Here is a 17,222-nt window from a genome sequence, read left to right on the forward strand (position 1 = left end):
AAATGAACCGTTTACTTATCTAATCCTTTGACAAAATGAAGCACTTATTTTTTTATCGCCCCTAAGTATCTATCTTCGCGGGGCGAAAGGGTTCAAAGTGACCCTATCTGCACAACAAACTCTACTTTACATTAATTCAACCTGTCATCATGAATTTTGATCTTATCGTTATTGGCACCGGTCCTGGTGGTTATGTTGCCGCCATTCGTGCGTCTCAATTGGGTTTGAAAGTGGCCGTGGTCGAACGTGAATCATTGGGCGGGATATGCCTCAACTGGGGTTGCATTCCCACCAAAGCACTCATCAAAAGTGCCCAGGTTTTTGAATACATTCAGCATGCTGAAGATTATGGCATCAAAGTTGGCAGTGCCAAAGCTGATTGGGAAAGCATCGTCAAACGCAGCCGTGGCGTAGCGGATGGCATGAGCAAAGGGATCAGTTTTCTGATGAAAAAAAATAAAATTACCGTCATCACCGGGAATGGTGTTTTGACCGCCGACAAACAAGTAGAAGTAACCGATGCTCAAGGTGCCAAAACCCAATACACGGCAACAAGCATCATCATAGCAACTGGTGGCCGTGCCAAGGGTTTGCCCAACGTACCCATCGATGGCGAAAAAGTTATCGACTACCGTAAAGCAATGATTCTCGAAAAACAGCCAAAAAGTATGGTTGTGATCGGAGCTGGTGCGATCGGGGTGGAATTTGCCTATGTGTACGCCGCAATTGGTACCGAAGTCACCATTGTTGAATATATGGAGCAGGGCTTGTTGCCCCGTGAGGATGCCGATATTTCCAAAGAATTGGGCAAAGTATACAGCAAAAAAGGCATCAGGGTGATGGGCAACGCTGCCGTGGAAAGTGTAGACACTTCCGGGAAAGGCTGTCTGGTCAAAGTAAAAGACCGCAAAACTGGCAACGTCGAAGAAATCAAGTGTGACATTGTGCTCTCTGCAGCCGGAGTAGCGGCCAATACCGAAAATATTGGCCTGGAAGCCTTGGGCATCAAAACGGATCGCGGCATGATCCTGGTGGATGAATTTTACCACACGAACGTAGCAGGCATTTATGCCATCGGTGATGTCATTCCCACTCCAGCATTAGCCCACGTAGCCAGTGCTGAAGGCATCATCTGTGTAGAAAACATCACTGGTCACCATCCAGAACCACTCGATTACAACAACATTCCATCTTGTACCTATTGTGTACCGGAAGTCGCCTCGGTTGGCCTTACGGAACAACAAGCCAAAGATAAAGGCTACGAGATCAAAGTGGGCAAATTCCCCTTTAGCGCTTCAGGTAAAGCCAGTGCTGCAGGGGACAAAACTGGCTTTGTAAAAGTCATTTTTGACGCCAAATACGGCGAGTTCCTGGGTGCGCACATGATCGGTCAAAACGTAACCGAATTGATCGCTGAAGTGGTTACTGCCCGTAAATTGGAAACCACCGGCCATGAAATCATCAAATCCGTTCACCCGCACCCCACCATGAGCGAAGCAGTAATGGAAGCGGCGGCGGCGGCATACGGAGAGGTCATTCATATATAACAACTGTAGGGGCGACCCTTTGTGGTCGCCCCGTTATCCAGGCAACCGTAGGGGCTGCCCTTGCGGCTGCCCGTTCCCATAAAAGGGCAACCACAAAGGGCAACCACAAAGGGTTGCCCCAACGTTGCCCCCAACAATCCCATATGCCCATCCCCGTAACCATCCTCACCGGTTTTCTTGGCGCTGGCAAAACCAGCCTGCTCAACCAACTCATTGCCAATCATCCCGATAAAAAATTTGCCATCATTGAAAACGAATTTGGGGCAGTGCCCATCGATGGTGATTTGGTGATTGGCGCAAGCGATGCTATTTTTGAATTGGCCAATGGCTGTATTTGCTGTTCCCTCAATGGCGAGTTGGTCGAAACCCTGGAAAAGCTCCTCGATTCCGGCAAAACATTTGACCATTTGATCATCGAAACCACTGGCATGGCCGAACCCGACGCCGTAGCCGCTGCTTTTGTCAGTGATCCAGGTATCCAATCTGCTTTTCAATTGGATGGCACCATTTGCCTGGTGGATGCGGTCAGCGTACAGGAGACCTTGGCTGAACGGGAAGAAGCCGTCAAACAAATCACCTTCGCGGATCATATTGTCATCAACAAAGCCGCCGATGTACAGGCCCATTACCTGGAGGCGCTCCAATCCAATCTTCGTGAAATGAACCCGCTGGCCACCATCAGCCTGGCCAATTATGGCCGTACTGAGGCGGAGCTTTTAGCTTTGCATGCATACGAAGCTCGTCAATTGGAACAACGCATCAAAGTTGTGGTTCAGGATAGTCATTCCCATGAGCATCATCACCACCATGCTGATGTCACTGCGCACAGTTTTACCTTCGAACAAGCTTTTGATCTGCTTGCCTTTATCCATTGGAGTAAGGTCTTGCTGATGATTCAAGGCAAAAACATCTACCGCATCAAAGGAATTTTGAATGTAGGCAAAGAAGTTTCCAAAATGGTTTTTCAATCTGTACGGACTCAATCGGCCTTTACCCGTGCAGGAGATTGGCCCGATGATGAACCCCGTTTGTCCAGGATCGTGATCATTGGTAAGGGACTGAAACGGGAGGCTTTGGAGAAGGCATTGCGGAGTTGCCTGCAGAAGGGTTGAAAAGTTTAGGGTTGAAATGTTGAAATGAAGTTAAAAAGCTGATTAGTTCAATTGACCATTGGTCTTTTATACTATCTAACTTTAAACTTCATTTCAACATTTCAACTTCTCCTTATTCCCCCAACGCGCTCATCTGGTTCCACATCCGCTCATTTGGAGCATCGGCAGTGACGGTGATCAATTCCTGCTTGACGGGATGCATAAACGACATCGAACGGCAATGCAAGTAAATACAGCCATCTTGATTGGCCTGGCTGTAGCCATATTTCACATCACCCACGATGGGGCAACCAATTTTGGACAATTGTACCCTGATTTGGTGCGGCCGCCCTGTGATGGGTTTGACCAACAAAAGGTATCTCGCCTCTAGGTTGCCGATGAGTTCATAATCCAGGTCGGATTTTTTCGCATCTTTAGAGCGATTACTCAGTTGATCCAGCGCCCTGGAAACATTGCGCTCCTGATCTTTAAGGATGTAATGGGTCAGGTGACCGTATTCCGGGAAAGGGCGATTTTCAGTAATGGCCCAATAGCGTTTTTCGACTTTCCGCTCTTTAAACAGCTCATTCATGCGGATCAGCGCCTTGCTGGTCCGGGCAAAAATAACGGCACCACTTACGGGGCGATCCAAACGGTGTACTACGCCAAGAAATACATCACCAGGTTTTTGGTACCGGAATTTGATGTAGTCTTTTACATAGTCCACCAAGGGGGTATCTTCGGTATCGTCACCTTGAACCAGAATGCCCGCGGGCTTGTTTACCGCGATGAGATGATTATCTTCGTAGATTACTTGTAAGTTCATACCGCAAAGTTATGAAATTAACGCTTGGCTTTTCCCCCTGTCCCAACGACACTTTTATTTTTGATGCCATGATTCATGGTCGAATCGATACCGAGGGGCTGGAATTCGAGGTTTTTTTGGGCGATGTAGAAGAATTGAACCGCCGGGCAGGGGTCGCAGATTTGGACATTACCAAACTTAGTTACCACGCCTATGCCCATTTAACCGAAAAGTACATCTTGTTGGATGCTGGAAGCGCCCTAGGAAACAACTGTGGGCCACTCTTGATTGCCAAGTCGCAGATTCCTTCTGAAAACATCTCTGATCTCAAAATTGCCATCCCTGGCAAATTGACAACGGCTAATTTTCTGCTCAGCCTAGCCTTTCCCAATGCCACGCAAAAAGTGGAAATGCTTTTTTCCGAAATTGAGTCAGCCGTATTAAACGGTACTGTAGATGCTGGCCTGATCATCCATGAAAATCGTTTCACCTATGCCGATAAAGGCCTGGTGAAATTGATTGATTTGGGCGAGTATTGGGAACAAAGTACGGGTATGCCCATTCCTTTGGGTGGAATTGTCATCAAGCGTAATTTACCCGAGTCCATTTTACAAAAAGTGAATCGAATTATCCGGCGCAGTGTCGAATACGCGTGGGCTAATCCGGCTGCCTCTGAAGCCTTCATTGCCCAACATGCTCAGGAAATGGATCCCGCCGTCCGTCGTCAGCACATCGACCTGTACGTGAATCAGTATTCTGCCGATTTAGGTGGGCATGGTCGTGCAGCTGTAAGTCATTTGTTGAAGGTTGCGGAGGAGAAAAAACTCATTCCAATTCAAAAACAAGCAATTTTTCTATCTTTTACTGCTTAATTTTCAAAAAACAACATAGTGGCCCTATAAAAATCCAAAGAATCTGTAAACCTGTTTTCATTTTTTGGCTTTCTCTGGTATCTTGCAGCAAATTGATTCCTTCCGCTGTAATACATCTCTTAATTCCCCTCGTACAATTTACCTTAGAAACACTGTGATTAGTCAATGTGAACCTTGATGCGCTAATCCATGTCGTTTATGTTGCGTTGTCGGCACCCTTTGGTGTTCTTCAACCTAATTGTTCATTGTGTCTATGAAAAAGGACAAAAAACCAGGAGAAGAGATGAGTGACAAGAAACGTTTGCAAAATTTGGTTTGGGATGGATTGTTCAACTCGTTGGAAAACAAACCAGTGGACAACAAAAATTCCAATGCCCCTAAGAAGGAAAAAAAAGGAAAAAAAGCCGACAACAACATAGAAAAGCCAGAGGATAGTCCGAGTACTGAATGAGCCCGGGTTTTATCGGTTAAAGGTGCTGCGATAAGCAAGCGGAGTTGTTTTTTTGAGCAATTTGAATTGTCGGTTAAAGTTGGATAAGTTGTTGAAACCACTTTCCAGTGCAATGGCCGAGATGCTCATTTTGTCTTGAACAAGCAGTTTACAGGCGTGTTCTATCCGGATTTCGGCGATGAATTGTGAAAAAGTGCGACGGGTTCTTTTTTTAAAGTACCGACTGAAAGCCGATTCGCTCATATTGGCCAACTTCGCTACCTCAGCTAACTGGATTTCCTGTTGATAATTCTGAACGATGTAGGACAATACTCCATTGATCCTGGCTGAATCTACTTCATTTTGCAGGGACATGGAATTGGTGGTGAGCTCTTGCATGTCTTCACTTTCACTCAAAATTGCCAAAACTGCAATCAATTCCAACAGGCGGTTGATTCCCGTAAGGTATTGCAATCCTTCAATTTTGGCTGCCACTTTTTTTACTGTTTGGTGGCCAAAATTCAAACCTAACTTGGAACGCTCTAGCAAATTTTTGATGGCCTGGCATTCCGGCAAATCAAAAAAATTCCCGCCCATAAAGTCTTCCAAAAAATGAATCACCAAAGACTTCGCGCGTATGTTCGCGTCTTTGGCATAAAACTGCTCATCATTGCGGTAATAATGGGGCAAATAAGACCCAATCATACACAGGTCTCCGGGTTTGAAGTGGGAGATGTTGCTGCCTACAAATTTTTTTCCAGTGCTTTCCAACACCAAAACGATCTCGTATTCAGGGTGGTAATGCCAGGGCGTAGCAAAAAAAGCTGCATCCTGTGCAAAAAAATTGAAGGACGAGTTGGGAGGTGGTGTAATTTTTAATAATTGCGGCTTCATGGTTTAAATGTCGCACATTTTACCTTAAAAATAATGGATTTTTTCCAGAATATTCCCCAATATGAGCATAAAAGTATCAGAAATCAACAAAATATCAGTATTCCATCTACTTGCAAATTCCGACATTTGTACCGCACTCATTAAATTTTTAGAATAAAATTTTAACCAAACAACATTTCGCAGCATGAAAAGTCCATTACACGGAATGATGCTAGTTTTGACACTTCTACTGAGCTGTCAATTCGCATTTGCCCAAACCCGACAAATCTCGGGCAAAATTACCGACACTGCTGGAGAAGGCCTGATTGGCGCTTCGATCGCGGTAAAGGGAACTACTACAGGAACTGTTACTGACGCCGACGGAGCTTTTACTTTAGCAGTGAGCAATGAATCAGTATTGGTCATCAGTTACACTGGTTACAATACCAAAGAAGAAACGGTAGGAACCAGAACAGTGGTTGACATTACACTGGACGAAAACATCAACCAATTGGCTGAAACTGTAGTGGTGGGTTATGGTACCCAGCGCAAAAGTCAATTGACCGGAGCCATTTCTTCGATCTCTGCCAAGCAGATTACTGAATTGCCGATTACGAATGCTCGTCAGGCATTGCAAGGTCGGGCTGCAGGGGTAGACGTTGTACAAGCGGGTAGCCGTCCGGGAACAGGTCCAACGGTACGGATTCGTGGTCGCCGCTCGATCCAGGCTTCCAACGATCCATTGTACGTAGTAGATGGTATTCCACTTGCTGGAGGTATCGATGACATCAACCCGCAAGACATTCAATCCATGGAAGTATTAAAAGACGCTTCGGCTACAGCTATTTATGGTTCACGTGGTGCCAATGGGGTAGTAATAATTACTACCCGAAGAGGAAAATCGGGAAAATCGGTCGTAAGTTTCGACACTTATTATGGTATCTCTGATGCATTGGGACGTATTGATGTAATGGATGGCCCACAATTTGCCGAATACAAGCGTGAATCTCGCCGGGCCATCAATACTTACCCAGCCGGGCCAGCTACTGCTGCTGCCGACGCCATACTATTTGAACCCATTGAATTGGATGGTATCGCTAAAAACCGTACCACTGACTACCAAGACTTCTTGCTGCGCCAAGGAACCATCCAAAGCCACCAATTGGGGGTATCGGGTGGAGACAAAAAAACACAATTCAATATTTCTGCCAACTATTTCAACGACAAGGGGATCATCTACAATCAGGATTTCACCCGTTATACTTTCCGCCTGAACCTGGATCACCAAATCAGCAGAAACGTGAAAGTAGGTACTTCTACCCTACTGGTGTACAGTGAGCGCAACGGCGAGGGTTTCAATCCTTATGGAGGTGCCTTACAGGAAAACCCACTGGGCAAACCTTACGATGATGATGGCAACCTGATCTTTTTGCCTACTTCGGATGGCTTGCGGACCAACCCGATTGCCGAAGTTATCCCTGGTGCACAAATTGATTTAACCAAACGCATCCGTATGTTCACCAGTTTGTATGGCGAATGGGAAATTTTGGAAGGGTTGAAATACCGCGTCAATTTTGGACCAGACTTTACGGATAGCCGCAGAGGGCGTTTTATTGGTAGCCAAACCAACGCTCGCCGGGGTGGCCAGGCCGTAGCCAATACCAGCTACAGCTATTCCTTCAACTATACGCTGGAGAACATCCTGAACTATAGCAAAAGTTTTGGTCAAAACAACCTGAACATCACCGCTATGCAATCCTTGCAGAAGGATGATTTTGAAACGGCCAACATCAGTGTAGATGGGATTCCAGTTGAAACTCAATTGTTTTATGCATTGGGTCAGGCTTCCGTTATCAACAACCCAGGGACTGGGATTACCCAGTGGGCACTTAACTCTTACATGGGTCGGATTAACTATGACTTTAAGGGAAAGTATTTATTGACCTTGACTGGCCGTTACGATGGTTCTTCTCGTTTTGGTGCCAACACCAAATACGGTTTCTTCCCTTCAGCAGCCATTGGCTGGAACATCAGCGAAGAAGGTTTCCTGAAAGGCTCCAAGTGGTTGGAGCAATTGAAACTGAGAGTCAGCTATGGTTCGATCGGTAACACCGCCATCAACCCCTACCAAACCCAAACATCATTGAGCCGGACTACTTATTTGTTCGGAACTGCCGGAGCTTATGGTTACCGCCCAAACGTATTGGGTAACCCTGACCTGAAATGGGAATCCACCTCTACCGCCAACATTGGTTTGGACTTCTCGCTTTGGGCTGGCCGGGTCTACGGTTCGGTTGAAGTATACCAAGCCGATACCCGCGACTTGTTGTTGAACGACCAATTGCCATTGACCAGTGGGTTCTCTAGTGTATTGCGCAACGTAGGCAGTACCCGCAACAAAGGTTTGGAAGTTACCCTGTCTACGGTTAACGTCGACAAAGGAGACTTCCGTTGGAGCACTGACCTACAATTCACCCACAACAAAGAAGCCATCCTGGAATTGTTCAACGGCAAAGTGGATGACATCGGCAACGCCCGTTTCATTGGCCAACCCTTGACTGCTTATTTTGATTTCAAAAAAATCGGCATTTGGCAAACCAGCGAATTGGATCAAGCGACCAAATTCCAGCGTAAACCCGGTGAAATCAAGGTGGAAGATGTGAACGGTGATGGCAAAAACGATGCTGCTGACCGGACCATTCTGGGTTCACAAGTGCCAGATTGGAGTGCCGGGATTTCCAACCGGTTTGAATTCAAAGGGTTTGACTTGTCTTTCTTCTTCTTTGCACGGGTAGGCAGCATGTTCCAGAGTGGTTTCCATTCTACTTACAACTCTTTGGCTGGTCGTTACAACAACCTGAATATTGATTATTGGACGCCAAACAACCCAACCAATGAGTTCCCACGTCCCAACCAAAACCAGGAGGCTCCCGTCTATCAATCTACTTTGACTTATTATAGTGGTACTTTTTTGAAATTGCGCAACATCAACTTTGGTTACAATGTACCCACCAAAAAGATTGCGGGTTTGCGTATCTTTACTAGTATTCAACAGCCATTCATTTGGTCAGAATACCGTTCGAAATACAAAGGGATCGACAACGAAACCGAAGGAACTGTTAACCAGAATCAAACCCCTTCCGTGCGCCAGATTACTTTTGGTATCAACGCGAAGTTTTAATTTTTAAATCACTCATTCAAATAAAATAGTCATAACATGAAAAAAGTGCATGTTATTAAGTTTATAGCCTTTGCAGCGGTGTTGTTGTTTACACCCGCTTGTGAAGATCTGCTGGACGAAGTTCCAGTCAGCCAGGTCAGTGGTTTGTACCTCGACTCCCGGGCAGGTTTTGAAGATGCGGTAGAAGCAACCTATTCTACCTTGCGCGACTGGTATGGCCGCGAAAGTGCCTTTACCTTGACCGTATTTGGTACGGATACCTATACCATGGGTGCCGACGGAAGTTTCAAGTTTGTGAACCAGTACACTTCCCAAATGGATAGCCGTTTGACGCCTACCCGGGATATTTGGAACTTCTTTTACACAGCCATCAACACGGCCAATGCAGTGATTGACCGTGCTGGCACTAGTGTTCCTGGTTTGGATCCTGCAGTACAAAAAACTCGGGTTGCGGAAGTGAAATTCTTGCGTGCGCACGATTACTTCCTCTTGGTGCAAATGTTTGGCCCAATCCATCTTACTTTGACAGAAAACAAAGTAGTGCAAAAAGAAGCTTCTCGTACTCCTGTTCCCGAAATTTACAAAGCCATTTTGGCCGACCTGGAATCTGCATTAGCAGACTTACCAGTTAGCCAGGCACAGTATGGTCGGGTGACCAAAGGGGCTTGTGAGCACTTGCTGGCACGGGTTTATTTGACCAAAGCTACTTCTGAAGCCAAAGCAGCTGACGATTTTGCCAAGGCCGCTACTCATGCTCAGAATGTGATCAAAAACTATAGCTACAGCCTGGTTTCTGATTTTGCCAAACTATGGGAACAAGGCGGCGCTGAAATCAACAGTGAAGTCATCATGGCCTGTCAATACTCCGCTGATCCGCTCACCAACATTGGCGCAACGGTAGGTACCAACAATGTTAATAGTGGTATTGGTGGCAACGGCAGTGGTAATGGCAACAACGGTCACTTGTATTTCGGCATGGAATACGATACCCAGGCAGGGATGCAGCGGGATGTATTTTGGGGCCGCCCCTTCAAACGTTTTATGCCAACCAATTACACCCTGAATGTGGTGTTCAAAGAAGCCGATCGGGTGAATGATTCCCGCTACAAGAAGACATTCCGCGATACCTGGCTGTGCAATAAACCTGGTACGTATACCAATCTGTTTGACAAGTCCAAGACGTCTTTGACTTTTGCTTCAGGCGATACAACAATGTTCATTCCAGGTTACGAAATGTCTTTGGAAGAAAGGGCCAAGCGCAAGTACCAGGTGCTAGTGCCCAGCTTGTATCGTGCCAACCTCTTCCCTACCCTGATCAAGCACATGGACCAAACCCGTCCAGACCGTACGTATGAGCCGGGTAGCCGCGACTTCTTTATGTTCCGTTTGGCAGAGACATACCTGATTGCCGCTGAAGCTTTAATTGCGCAGAACAAGGCTGCCGAAGCAGTTCCACTCATCAACGCCGTACGTCGCCGTGCTGCTTGGCCTGGCAAACAAGCTGCTATGGAAATCACGGAAGCTCAAGCAAACATGGACTTCATCATGGAAGAAAGAGAGCGTGAATTGTTGGGTGAAATGCACCGCTGGTTTGACCTGAAGCGTTGGGGCAATCTCGTACAACGCGTACGGACGTACAACGTAGATGGTGCGCCAAACATCAAGGATTTCCACGTTTTGCGCCCAATTCCACAGGATCAGATCGACCGGACTACTGACGGTAAAACCAGTTTCCCTCAGAACCCAGGTTATTAATCAGTTTTTGTTCATAATGAGTGCGTAACCACAGAGGCGCGGGTTTTCCCAAACCTCTGCGGTTGGCGCTTGCTGCAGTTGTTCCTACTACTACTACTACTTTTTTCAAAAAACAGGAGAGAGCCTATCTTGAAACCTGTCGATTACCCACAAATTCTCAAATTAGATTTGTGGGTAATCGATAGTTATTAAAACCCTCACCCCGCTAAAAGGGCATCCCATGAGTCAAACCAATCAAGCTCCGGGTCAATGCCGGTGCGTAATGAAGCGTTTTGAGCGCCAGGTGAGTACTGGTTTTTTTGCCAAACAAATGCTGCAAGTGCTGCCCGGCCCAAATGCGTGTGCTGAAATTGGCTTTCCATGCAAGTGAATACTGGTTCACCAACTCAGTTTTGTTGATGTTTCCCTCCACATATGCTGGCATTAGGTCAGCCAAAAGTTTCGATGCCCGCATGGCCATACTCATGCCATTGCCACAAAGTGGAGTAATGGCGCCTGCCGCGTCACCCAGCATCAACATGCCGTTGAGGTAGGTGTCCTTCGGATGAAAATACACATTACTGATTACCAGTGGTTTGTCGTATAAGAAGGTAGACTGCGTAAAGTATTTTTTGAGGAGCGGATTTTTGTACAATACTGCCTCCTCCATGGCTTTAAGATCGTTGGCACTGCGCTGCAAATTGCTGGATTTGGACAGATAGCACAAACAGTAACGGTTCCCGTCTACTTTTGAAACCCCACAATAGCCATCCTGAAAGTTGTGCAGTTCAATCCGGTCGGGAGCAAGGTCTGTTTCTATGTGGTATTTAACCGCAATGTAGTTGGGCAGTTGATTGGCAATTTTGTCAGGCGCTTTAGCAAACGAGGGAGCGTATTTTCCGAAGCTTCCGCACAGCAAATTCGCCTGGTATTTGCCCATTGTGGTGGTGATTTCAGCCACAGCAGTATCCGCATTTTGTACGTCCAAGACCTTACAATTTTCCAAAACGGTAACGCCCCACTTGCGCGCAAGCTGACACAATTGCTCATCCAGCGTATACCTGCTGATGCCAAAACCACCCAAAGGCAAGGTACTATTGAGCATAAATCCACTTTCTGCCGAGATGCCCAACTGTGTGAGTCGAGGCAGATCAAGATCGTCCAGAGGCAAGCCCAAGTCTTGTAAAAAACCCCAGCTTTCCATCGAAATGTACTCTCCACATACTTTGTGCTGCGGGTAAGTGTTTTTTTCAAACAAGATCACTTCCTGGCCTTGCCGGGCCAATTGAATCGCCAGACACAAGCCGCCTAAGCCCCCACCAATGATGGCGCAAGGGTAAATTTTATTGTCCAGTTCCATAGATGATGACTTCGTGGCGAAAAGCCCATTTGTTTTTGACTGAAAAATGTTTGGCCCCAGCTTTTTTGATGATGGCCAGCCATTCTTTTTTCACAAATCCCCGCGCTACAGATAACGGCGCATCGTTTTTAACCAAATACGATTTTGAAAAAAAGGCAGTGAGTATTTTGATGGACCAATAAGCAAACCAGTTTCGCTCCAAATCATTGATGATCAATACTGTGTTTTTTTTCAAAGCGAATTGAATGAGTTCAATCAATTGCTGTTCGTCCAGGTGATGGCAAAACAAACAGGCGTGAATGATGTCAATCTGGGGTACGTGTCGGAACATGTTTCGGTAATCATCACAAATAAACTGGATGTCGGGGCGAGCCTTGTGCTGAGTCGCGTATTCGATACAAACGGATTTTAGGTCAATGCCCATAAGTTGTAGTTCTAGCTTTTTACGTAGCTGCCACTGTTGAATGCGTTTAAGGGTATCCCCGCCCCCACAACCAATGTCGATGAGGATGTAGGCTTTTTCGGGTTGGATCACTTTTTTCAAAGCGGAAAACGTGATGTCGTACCCCCCCAACAAGGTATTGATGCGGTCCAGCTCGCGCAGGTTTTGGTACAAGTCCGCGGTCGGGATGTCCTCGGCATCCAACAGTTCTTTTTTTAGGCTGCGTTGTTTAAACATGGCACAATTGCATGGTTTCAACCGTCAAGCCTGGCCCAAAAGCGGCGGCAAAAATATTTTTGCCTTCGGGATTGGAGCCGAGGTTGTCCAGGATGTTTTTCAATACAAACAATACCGTAGGCGACGACATATTGCCATAATCCTTGAGTACCTGATAAGATGCCGCCAAATCGGTGGTCGAAAGTCCCAGGGCTTCCGCGAAGCTGTCCACAATTTTTTTACCACCTGGGTGAACGGCCCAATGGTCGATGGCTTGTGGATCGATTCCCACATTGTCCAGCATCCTTTTGATGTTGTTTTTGATCAAATCGCCGACATAGGATGTCAGGTTCATGATAAACCCCGTTTCAGAAAGTTGCCAGGCCATTTCATTGCGGCTATCGGGAATACAAAATGAATCAAAACCGGTTATTTTTACATTCCGGTTTGGTTCCTCCTCCGCGGGCTGACTGCTGAGCAATACTGCCGCGCTACCATCGCCAAAAAGAACGTTGCAGAGCAAATAATCCTGGTTGTAAATGGTCTGAAAATGCAAGGTGCACAACTCGGTACAGACCACTAAGACTTTGGCATCGGGCTGACTTTTGCAGATGCCATCGGCTTGCTTGAGGGCGATGATGGCCGCATTACAACCCAAAAAATTGACACTGCTGCGATGCGTGGTCGGCGGCAAAGCAAGCGCTTGTATCAATTCAATGTCCAAGCCTGGTGCCGACAAACCCGTGCAAGTCACAGTAATAAGGTGAGTAATGCTGCTTTTGATGGCTGCAAAATTCGGTAACTTCTGAATGGCTTTCAGCGAGAGCGGTAAGGCCTCTTGTTTAAACCGTTCCATCCGTTGCGTGAGCCCGGGCGAAGGAATGAGTTGGGTGTTTTTGGGAAAAAAAGTGAATTGTTCTGCGGGCAATCCGTAATCTTCTAGCACTGAATAACGAGTGGAAGTCCCCGATTTGTCAGCGAGAATTTTGACTTTTCTTTTTACACCCAAATCATCAATCGAGTTACTGTAAAATTGGGTAAGCACATGCTGCTCGTATCCGTAATCGGGTACCGCAGTGGCAATGTTAACGATGTAACTCATAGGAAGTTAATTTTTCAACCATAAAACAATAAAGCAGATGTTCATCGAAACTGCCGCGAGGATGTTCATCCGCATGGTATTTTTGAAATCTGCGTTGCGTGTATCTTTAATGACTTGACTAAACCAATACCCGAAGAAGACCGCGATCGGTAAGAAGAAGGCTTGAATGATGTAGAAACTAGCGATTTGATTGATGTTGCTGAAATAGATAAAATAACAAAGATTGCAGATGCCAAACATGATGGCCGAAAAAACAAAAGTGCCCCGGTAGCCCAATTTGTAACTTATGGTGACTACACCGTCGTCCAAATCTTGCTTGTGCTGATAAATCTGCGTGAGTGGATATACTCCAGCGATTTGAAACGAACACGCCAGCATCACCCAAATATTGCTTGCATTCAGCTCCAAAAATTCTTTTGCAATCCCCAAATAAGACATGTAATAAGTGAAGCCCCCTTGAAAAAAAGCCACGACCAAAAAACCGGTGTAGGGATATTTTTTCAAGCGAATTTGTCTTGCGCTATACGCTCTTGAAGCCGCAATACAGGTCAGCAAACACAAAGCAAAGGCAATGTTCACCAGCCATACGGATAAAAGGATAGCAGCAATATCCATGATCAAAGTGGCATAAAATAACCGGATGGTAGGCATTGGTGGTTTTTCTAAACCGCCAATGCTGTCTTGATCTTTGTCTACATAACTATTGTAACCATTGCTGGCGGGATAAACCAAAAAATGGATGATTAAAAAGGGGTACAATGCGTCAATCCACGAAAAAGAGCGCTGGACTTGGCTCAATGCCAATATAAAAACAGGCATGAGTAAAAGTGAAAAAGGGATCCTTAGTAGTTTGATGGTATCTCTATCTATCATCTTATTCGTTTGAGAAGGTGGCTTGTAGCTCAAAGTAGATGGTATTGTCCAGGATGATGCACGATTTTCCTAGGAGAGCACTAAAACGAAAACATGGAAATCCCGTTTAAGTTTTACTTTCCCTAAGCTTCAGGAAAATTTCAATGATAGGATTGATTTTGATATCTTTGGAGGGGCGGCTGTGCAGCTTCTAAACTTTTACGAGAAAAACAGTCATTCCGTTGCGGGTAAATCCCATTTCAGCCGTCTTTTAACTATCAAACTTTTTCAAACATTCAATTTGTCAAATATGGCATCGCGCAGAGAATTTATCATCAAAACAGCTATGGCTGGTGCAGCGGTTGGAATTTCGGCCAAGAGCTACGCTAAGATACTTGGCTCCAACGACCGCGTTCGAGTGGGTTGTGTCGGCTTTTCAGATCGTTTCAGGTCATCTCACGTTCCTCCTTTCAAAGCTTTGATGAAAGAGATGAACTTCGAAATGGTGGCCTTATCTGATATCTGGAATCGCCGCCGGGAAGAAGGCAAAGCCTTTATTGACAAACAATTGGGCAGTGACGTCAAGGTTTTTAACAACAACGACGAACTGTACGCGTCCAAAATGGTGGATGCGGTGTTCATCAGTACCGCCGACTTCCAACACGCACTGCATACCATCGAAGCAGTAAAAGCGGGTTGTGATTCCTACTCGGAAAAACCCTTGGCCGAAACCATGGAAGACAACCGGGCGGTGCTCAAAGCCGTAAGGGATTCCAAAAAAATCGTACAAATTGGTTCGCAGCGCCGCAGTGGTGCCAATTACCATGCCGCAAATGATTACATCAAATCGGGCAAATTTGGCCCAATCGTGATGGTGGAATTGATGTGGAACGTCAATCAGCCTGGGCGCTGGCGTCGGCCGGAGTTGGTCAAAAACCTCAAAGAATCCGATGTGGATTGGAAGCGGTATTTAATGAACCGTCCTTTTGAAGCTTTTGATCCACGCAAATATTTGGAATACCGCTTGTTCTGGCCTTATTCTTCCGGAATCCCTGGCCAATGGATGAGTCACCAGATCGACACTGTGCACTGGTTTAGTGGTTTGCCACATCCGCGTAGTGTAGTGGCCAATGGCGGAATTTATCAGTGGAAAGATGGCCGTTCAAACGCGGATACCCTTACAGTGGTATTTGACTACGGCCCCGCCAATGATCCAAAGTCTGGCTTCCAGGTACAGTTCACTTCCCGTTTTTCCAACGCGGCTGGAGATACCAAGGAATTGTACTATTCCAATGGTGGCATGATCAATCTGGACACCAATGAGATTTCTGCTACTGGTGGCTTGCGCGAGCGTGAAGCAGGTGCAATGGGGCTGAAAGCGAATTTGTTGCAACCGCTAAAACTGGAAGGCATCAAGGTAGAAACGGATGCCAATACGGGTGGAGATACCTTAACTTTCAACCACATCAAAAACTGGATGGAATGTGTACGCAGCCGCAAGGAGCCCAATGCACCGATTGAAGCGGGCTACCAACACTCCATTGCCACCATCATGTCCAACGCCGCCTGGCGCACGGGTGAAAAAGTTACTTTTGATGCCAAACGTCAGGAAGTTCTGGCTGGAGGGAAAGTGTTTAAGTACTAGGCTTCGACTTCGCTCAGCCACCGAAATAAATATTTTTTGTCATTGAATTGGGCAGGGTGTACAGATTATATACCTTGCCCTTTTCTTTTGGCATCCATTAAAACTTGGGCCGAACCGAACTATAAGCAAAAAAAACATTTATGAATGCACAGTTTTCACTACAGGGTAAAGCCGTAATTGTTACTGGGGGTACCGGAATTTTAGGAGGCTCGTTTATCAAAGGTATTGCCGCCGCTGGCGGGGCCGTAGGTATTTTAGGTAGAAATGAAGAAGTGGCTCAGTCTAGAGCCGCTGCCATCAACCAAGCGGGCGGAAAGGCGATTGCACTGATTGCCGATGTAATGCAAGAAGCACAACTCAATGCAGCCAAGGATAAAATGTTGGATACTTTTGGGCGTATTGATGGCCTGGTCAATGGTGCCGGTGGCAACATGCCGGAAGGAGTTGTTCCGCCGGGCGGCGACATCTTTGCCCTGAATATGGAGGGCATGCGCAAAGTAATGGATTTGAACTTGTACGGTACGTTGATTTCCACTCAAGTTTTTGGCCGGACTATCGCTGAACATGGTGGAAGTATCGTCAATATTTCTTCAGTATCTTCTACTTCAGCCATTACGCGTGTATTGGGCTACAGCATGGGCAAATCAGCGATTGACAGTTACACCCGCTGGTTCGCCCTGGAATTGGCCAATCGGTATGGTGATAAAGTACGTATGAATGCGCTGGTACCCGGCTTTTTCCTCACTGAACAAAACCGCAGTTTGTTGACCAATCCTGATGGTAGCTTTACCTCTCGCGGTGAACTGATTGTTCAAAATACACCTTTCAAACGTTTGGGAGATCCGGACGAACTCATTGGCGCGCTCGTTTGGCTGTTGAGCGATGCTGCCTCCTTTGTCACTGGAACAACCATTAATGTGGATGGGGGATTTTTAGCTTTTAGCGGTGTCTAAAAATATGTATATTGTGAAGCATCTATAAGTTTCATGATTTTAGTTGATTGCTACCATAAGTACCAATAGGTTGGATGTACAATTCTGTTGTCATTACATCACAAGCTATAATACATTTT

14 protein-coding genes are annotated in these 17,222 nt (G+C 46.1%); 8 read left to right on the plus strand and 6 right to left on the minus strand.

From position 1 onward, the window contains the following. Positions 1 to 149 precede the first annotated feature (149 nt). Together lpdA and ACEW9O_RS11720 are read left to right on the plus strand one after the other, a co-directional pair. Positions 150 to 1,547: a dihydrolipoyl dehydrogenase gene (gene lpdA, locus ACEW9O_RS11715; RefSeq protein ID WP_373550347.1), complete on the plus strand. Its 1,398-nt coding sequence runs from the start codon at positions 150 to 152 to the stop codon at positions 1,545 to 1,547. Positions 1,548 to 1,690: 143 nt separating this feature from the next. Then, complete coding sequence (locus ACEW9O_RS11720) at positions 1,691 to 2,659, plus strand: GTP-binding protein (RefSeq protein ID WP_373550348.1); 969 nt, start codon at positions 1,691 to 1,693, stop codon at positions 2,657 to 2,659. 112 nt (positions 2,660 to 2,771) lie between these two features. Here the strand turns inward: ACEW9O_RS11720 and ACEW9O_RS11725 are convergent, their stop codons facing one another. Continuing rightward, on the minus strand, positions 2,772 to 3,464 hold the full coding sequence (locus tag ACEW9O_RS11725; protein WP_373550349.1) for an RluA family pseudouridine synthase: 693 nt from the start codon (positions 3,462 to 3,464) through the stop codon (positions 2,772 to 2,774). Between the two features lie 11 nt (positions 3,465 to 3,475). Between ACEW9O_RS11725 and ACEW9O_RS11730 the strand changes: the two genes are divergently transcribed. Beyond that, complete coding sequence (locus ACEW9O_RS11730; RefSeq protein WP_373550350.1) at positions 3,476 to 4,315, plus strand: menaquinone biosynthesis family protein; 840 nt, start codon at positions 3,476 to 3,478, stop codon at positions 4,313 to 4,315. 253 nt (positions 4,316 to 4,568) lie between these two features. Continuing rightward, a complete protein-coding gene (locus ACEW9O_RS11735) occupies positions 4,569 to 4,766 on the plus strand; it encodes a hypothetical protein (protein WP_373550351.1) in 198 nt (65 codons plus the stop codon). A 9-nt stretch (positions 4,767 to 4,775) separates the two neighbouring features. On the opposite strand, the gene ACEW9O_RS11740 is transcribed toward ACEW9O_RS11735, so the two are convergent. Beyond that, positions 4,776 to 5,639 carry an AraC family transcriptional regulator gene (locus tag ACEW9O_RS11740; protein ID WP_373550352.1) on the minus strand — a complete coding sequence of 288 codons (864 nt, stop codon included), beginning with the start codon at positions 5,637 to 5,639 and terminating at the stop codon, positions 4,776 to 4,778. A gap of 184 nt (positions 5,640 to 5,823) precedes the next feature. Between ACEW9O_RS11740 and ACEW9O_RS11745 the strand changes: the two genes are divergently transcribed. Both ACEW9O_RS11745 and ACEW9O_RS11750 read left to right on the plus strand, forming a co-directional pair. Beyond that, positions 5,824 to 8,799: a SusC/RagA family TonB-linked outer membrane protein gene (locus ACEW9O_RS11745; RefSeq protein ID WP_373550353.1), complete on the plus strand. Its 2,976-nt coding sequence runs from the start codon at positions 5,824 to 5,826 to the stop codon at positions 8,797 to 8,799. Between the two features lie 36 nt (positions 8,800 to 8,835). Next, on the plus strand, positions 8,836 to 10,554 hold the full coding sequence (locus tag ACEW9O_RS11750) for a RagB/SusD family nutrient uptake outer membrane protein (RefSeq protein ID WP_373550354.1): 1,719 nt from the start codon (positions 8,836 to 8,838) through the stop codon (positions 10,552 to 10,554). A 205-nt stretch (positions 10,555 to 10,759) separates the two neighbouring features. On the opposite strand, the gene ACEW9O_RS11755 is transcribed toward ACEW9O_RS11750, so the two are convergent. The 4 genes from ACEW9O_RS11755 to ACEW9O_RS11770 are packed head-to-tail and all read right to left on the minus strand — an operon-like array spanning position 10,760 to position 14,526. Further along, on the minus strand, positions 10,760 to 11,893 hold the full coding sequence (locus ACEW9O_RS11755; protein ID WP_373550355.1) for an NAD(P)/FAD-dependent oxidoreductase: 1,134 nt from the start codon (positions 11,891 to 11,893) through the stop codon (positions 10,760 to 10,762). After that, positions 11,877 to 12,572 (minus strand): methyltransferase domain-containing protein, encoded by a 696-nt coding sequence (locus ACEW9O_RS11760; protein ID WP_373550356.1) that lies wholly within the window; start codon positions 12,570 to 12,572, stop codon positions 11,877 to 11,879. The genes ACEW9O_RS11755 and ACEW9O_RS11760 overlap by 17 nt, the downstream gene beginning before the upstream one ends. Further along, positions 12,565 to 13,653 (minus strand): type III polyketide synthase, encoded by a 1,089-nt coding sequence (locus ACEW9O_RS11765; protein ID WP_373550357.1) that lies wholly within the window; start codon positions 13,651 to 13,653, stop codon positions 12,565 to 12,567. Before ACEW9O_RS11765 ends, ACEW9O_RS11760 begins: the two co-directional genes overlap by 8 nt. Before the next feature lie 6 nt (positions 13,654 to 13,659). Continuing rightward, the gene (locus ACEW9O_RS11770; protein ID WP_373550358.1) at positions 13,660 to 14,526 is read right to left on the minus strand and encodes a UbiA family prenyltransferase; all 867 of its coding nucleotides are present in this window, start codon (positions 14,524 to 14,526) and stop codon (positions 13,660 to 13,662) included. Positions 14,527 to 14,815: 289 nt separating this feature from the next. Here ACEW9O_RS11770 and ACEW9O_RS11775 point away from each other — a divergent pair, with 289 nt between their 5' ends. Both ACEW9O_RS11775 and ACEW9O_RS11780 read left to right on the plus strand, forming a co-directional pair. Next, positions 14,816 to 16,150 carry a Gfo/Idh/MocA family protein gene (locus ACEW9O_RS11775; RefSeq protein WP_373550359.1) on the plus strand — a complete coding sequence of 445 codons (1,335 nt, stop codon included), beginning with the start codon at positions 14,816 to 14,818 and terminating at the stop codon, positions 16,148 to 16,150. A 140-nt stretch (positions 16,151 to 16,290) separates the two neighbouring features. Then, positions 16,291 to 17,103 (plus strand): SDR family oxidoreductase, encoded by an 813-nt coding sequence (locus tag ACEW9O_RS11780; protein ID WP_373550360.1) that lies wholly within the window; start codon positions 16,291 to 16,293, stop codon positions 17,101 to 17,103. Positions 17,104 to 17,222 lie beyond the last annotated feature (119 nt).

This window comes from Haliscomenobacter sp. (assembly GCF_041740695.1).
Taxonomy (GTDB): Bacteria; Bacteroidota; Bacteroidia; order Chitinophagales; family Saprospiraceae; genus Haliscomenobacter.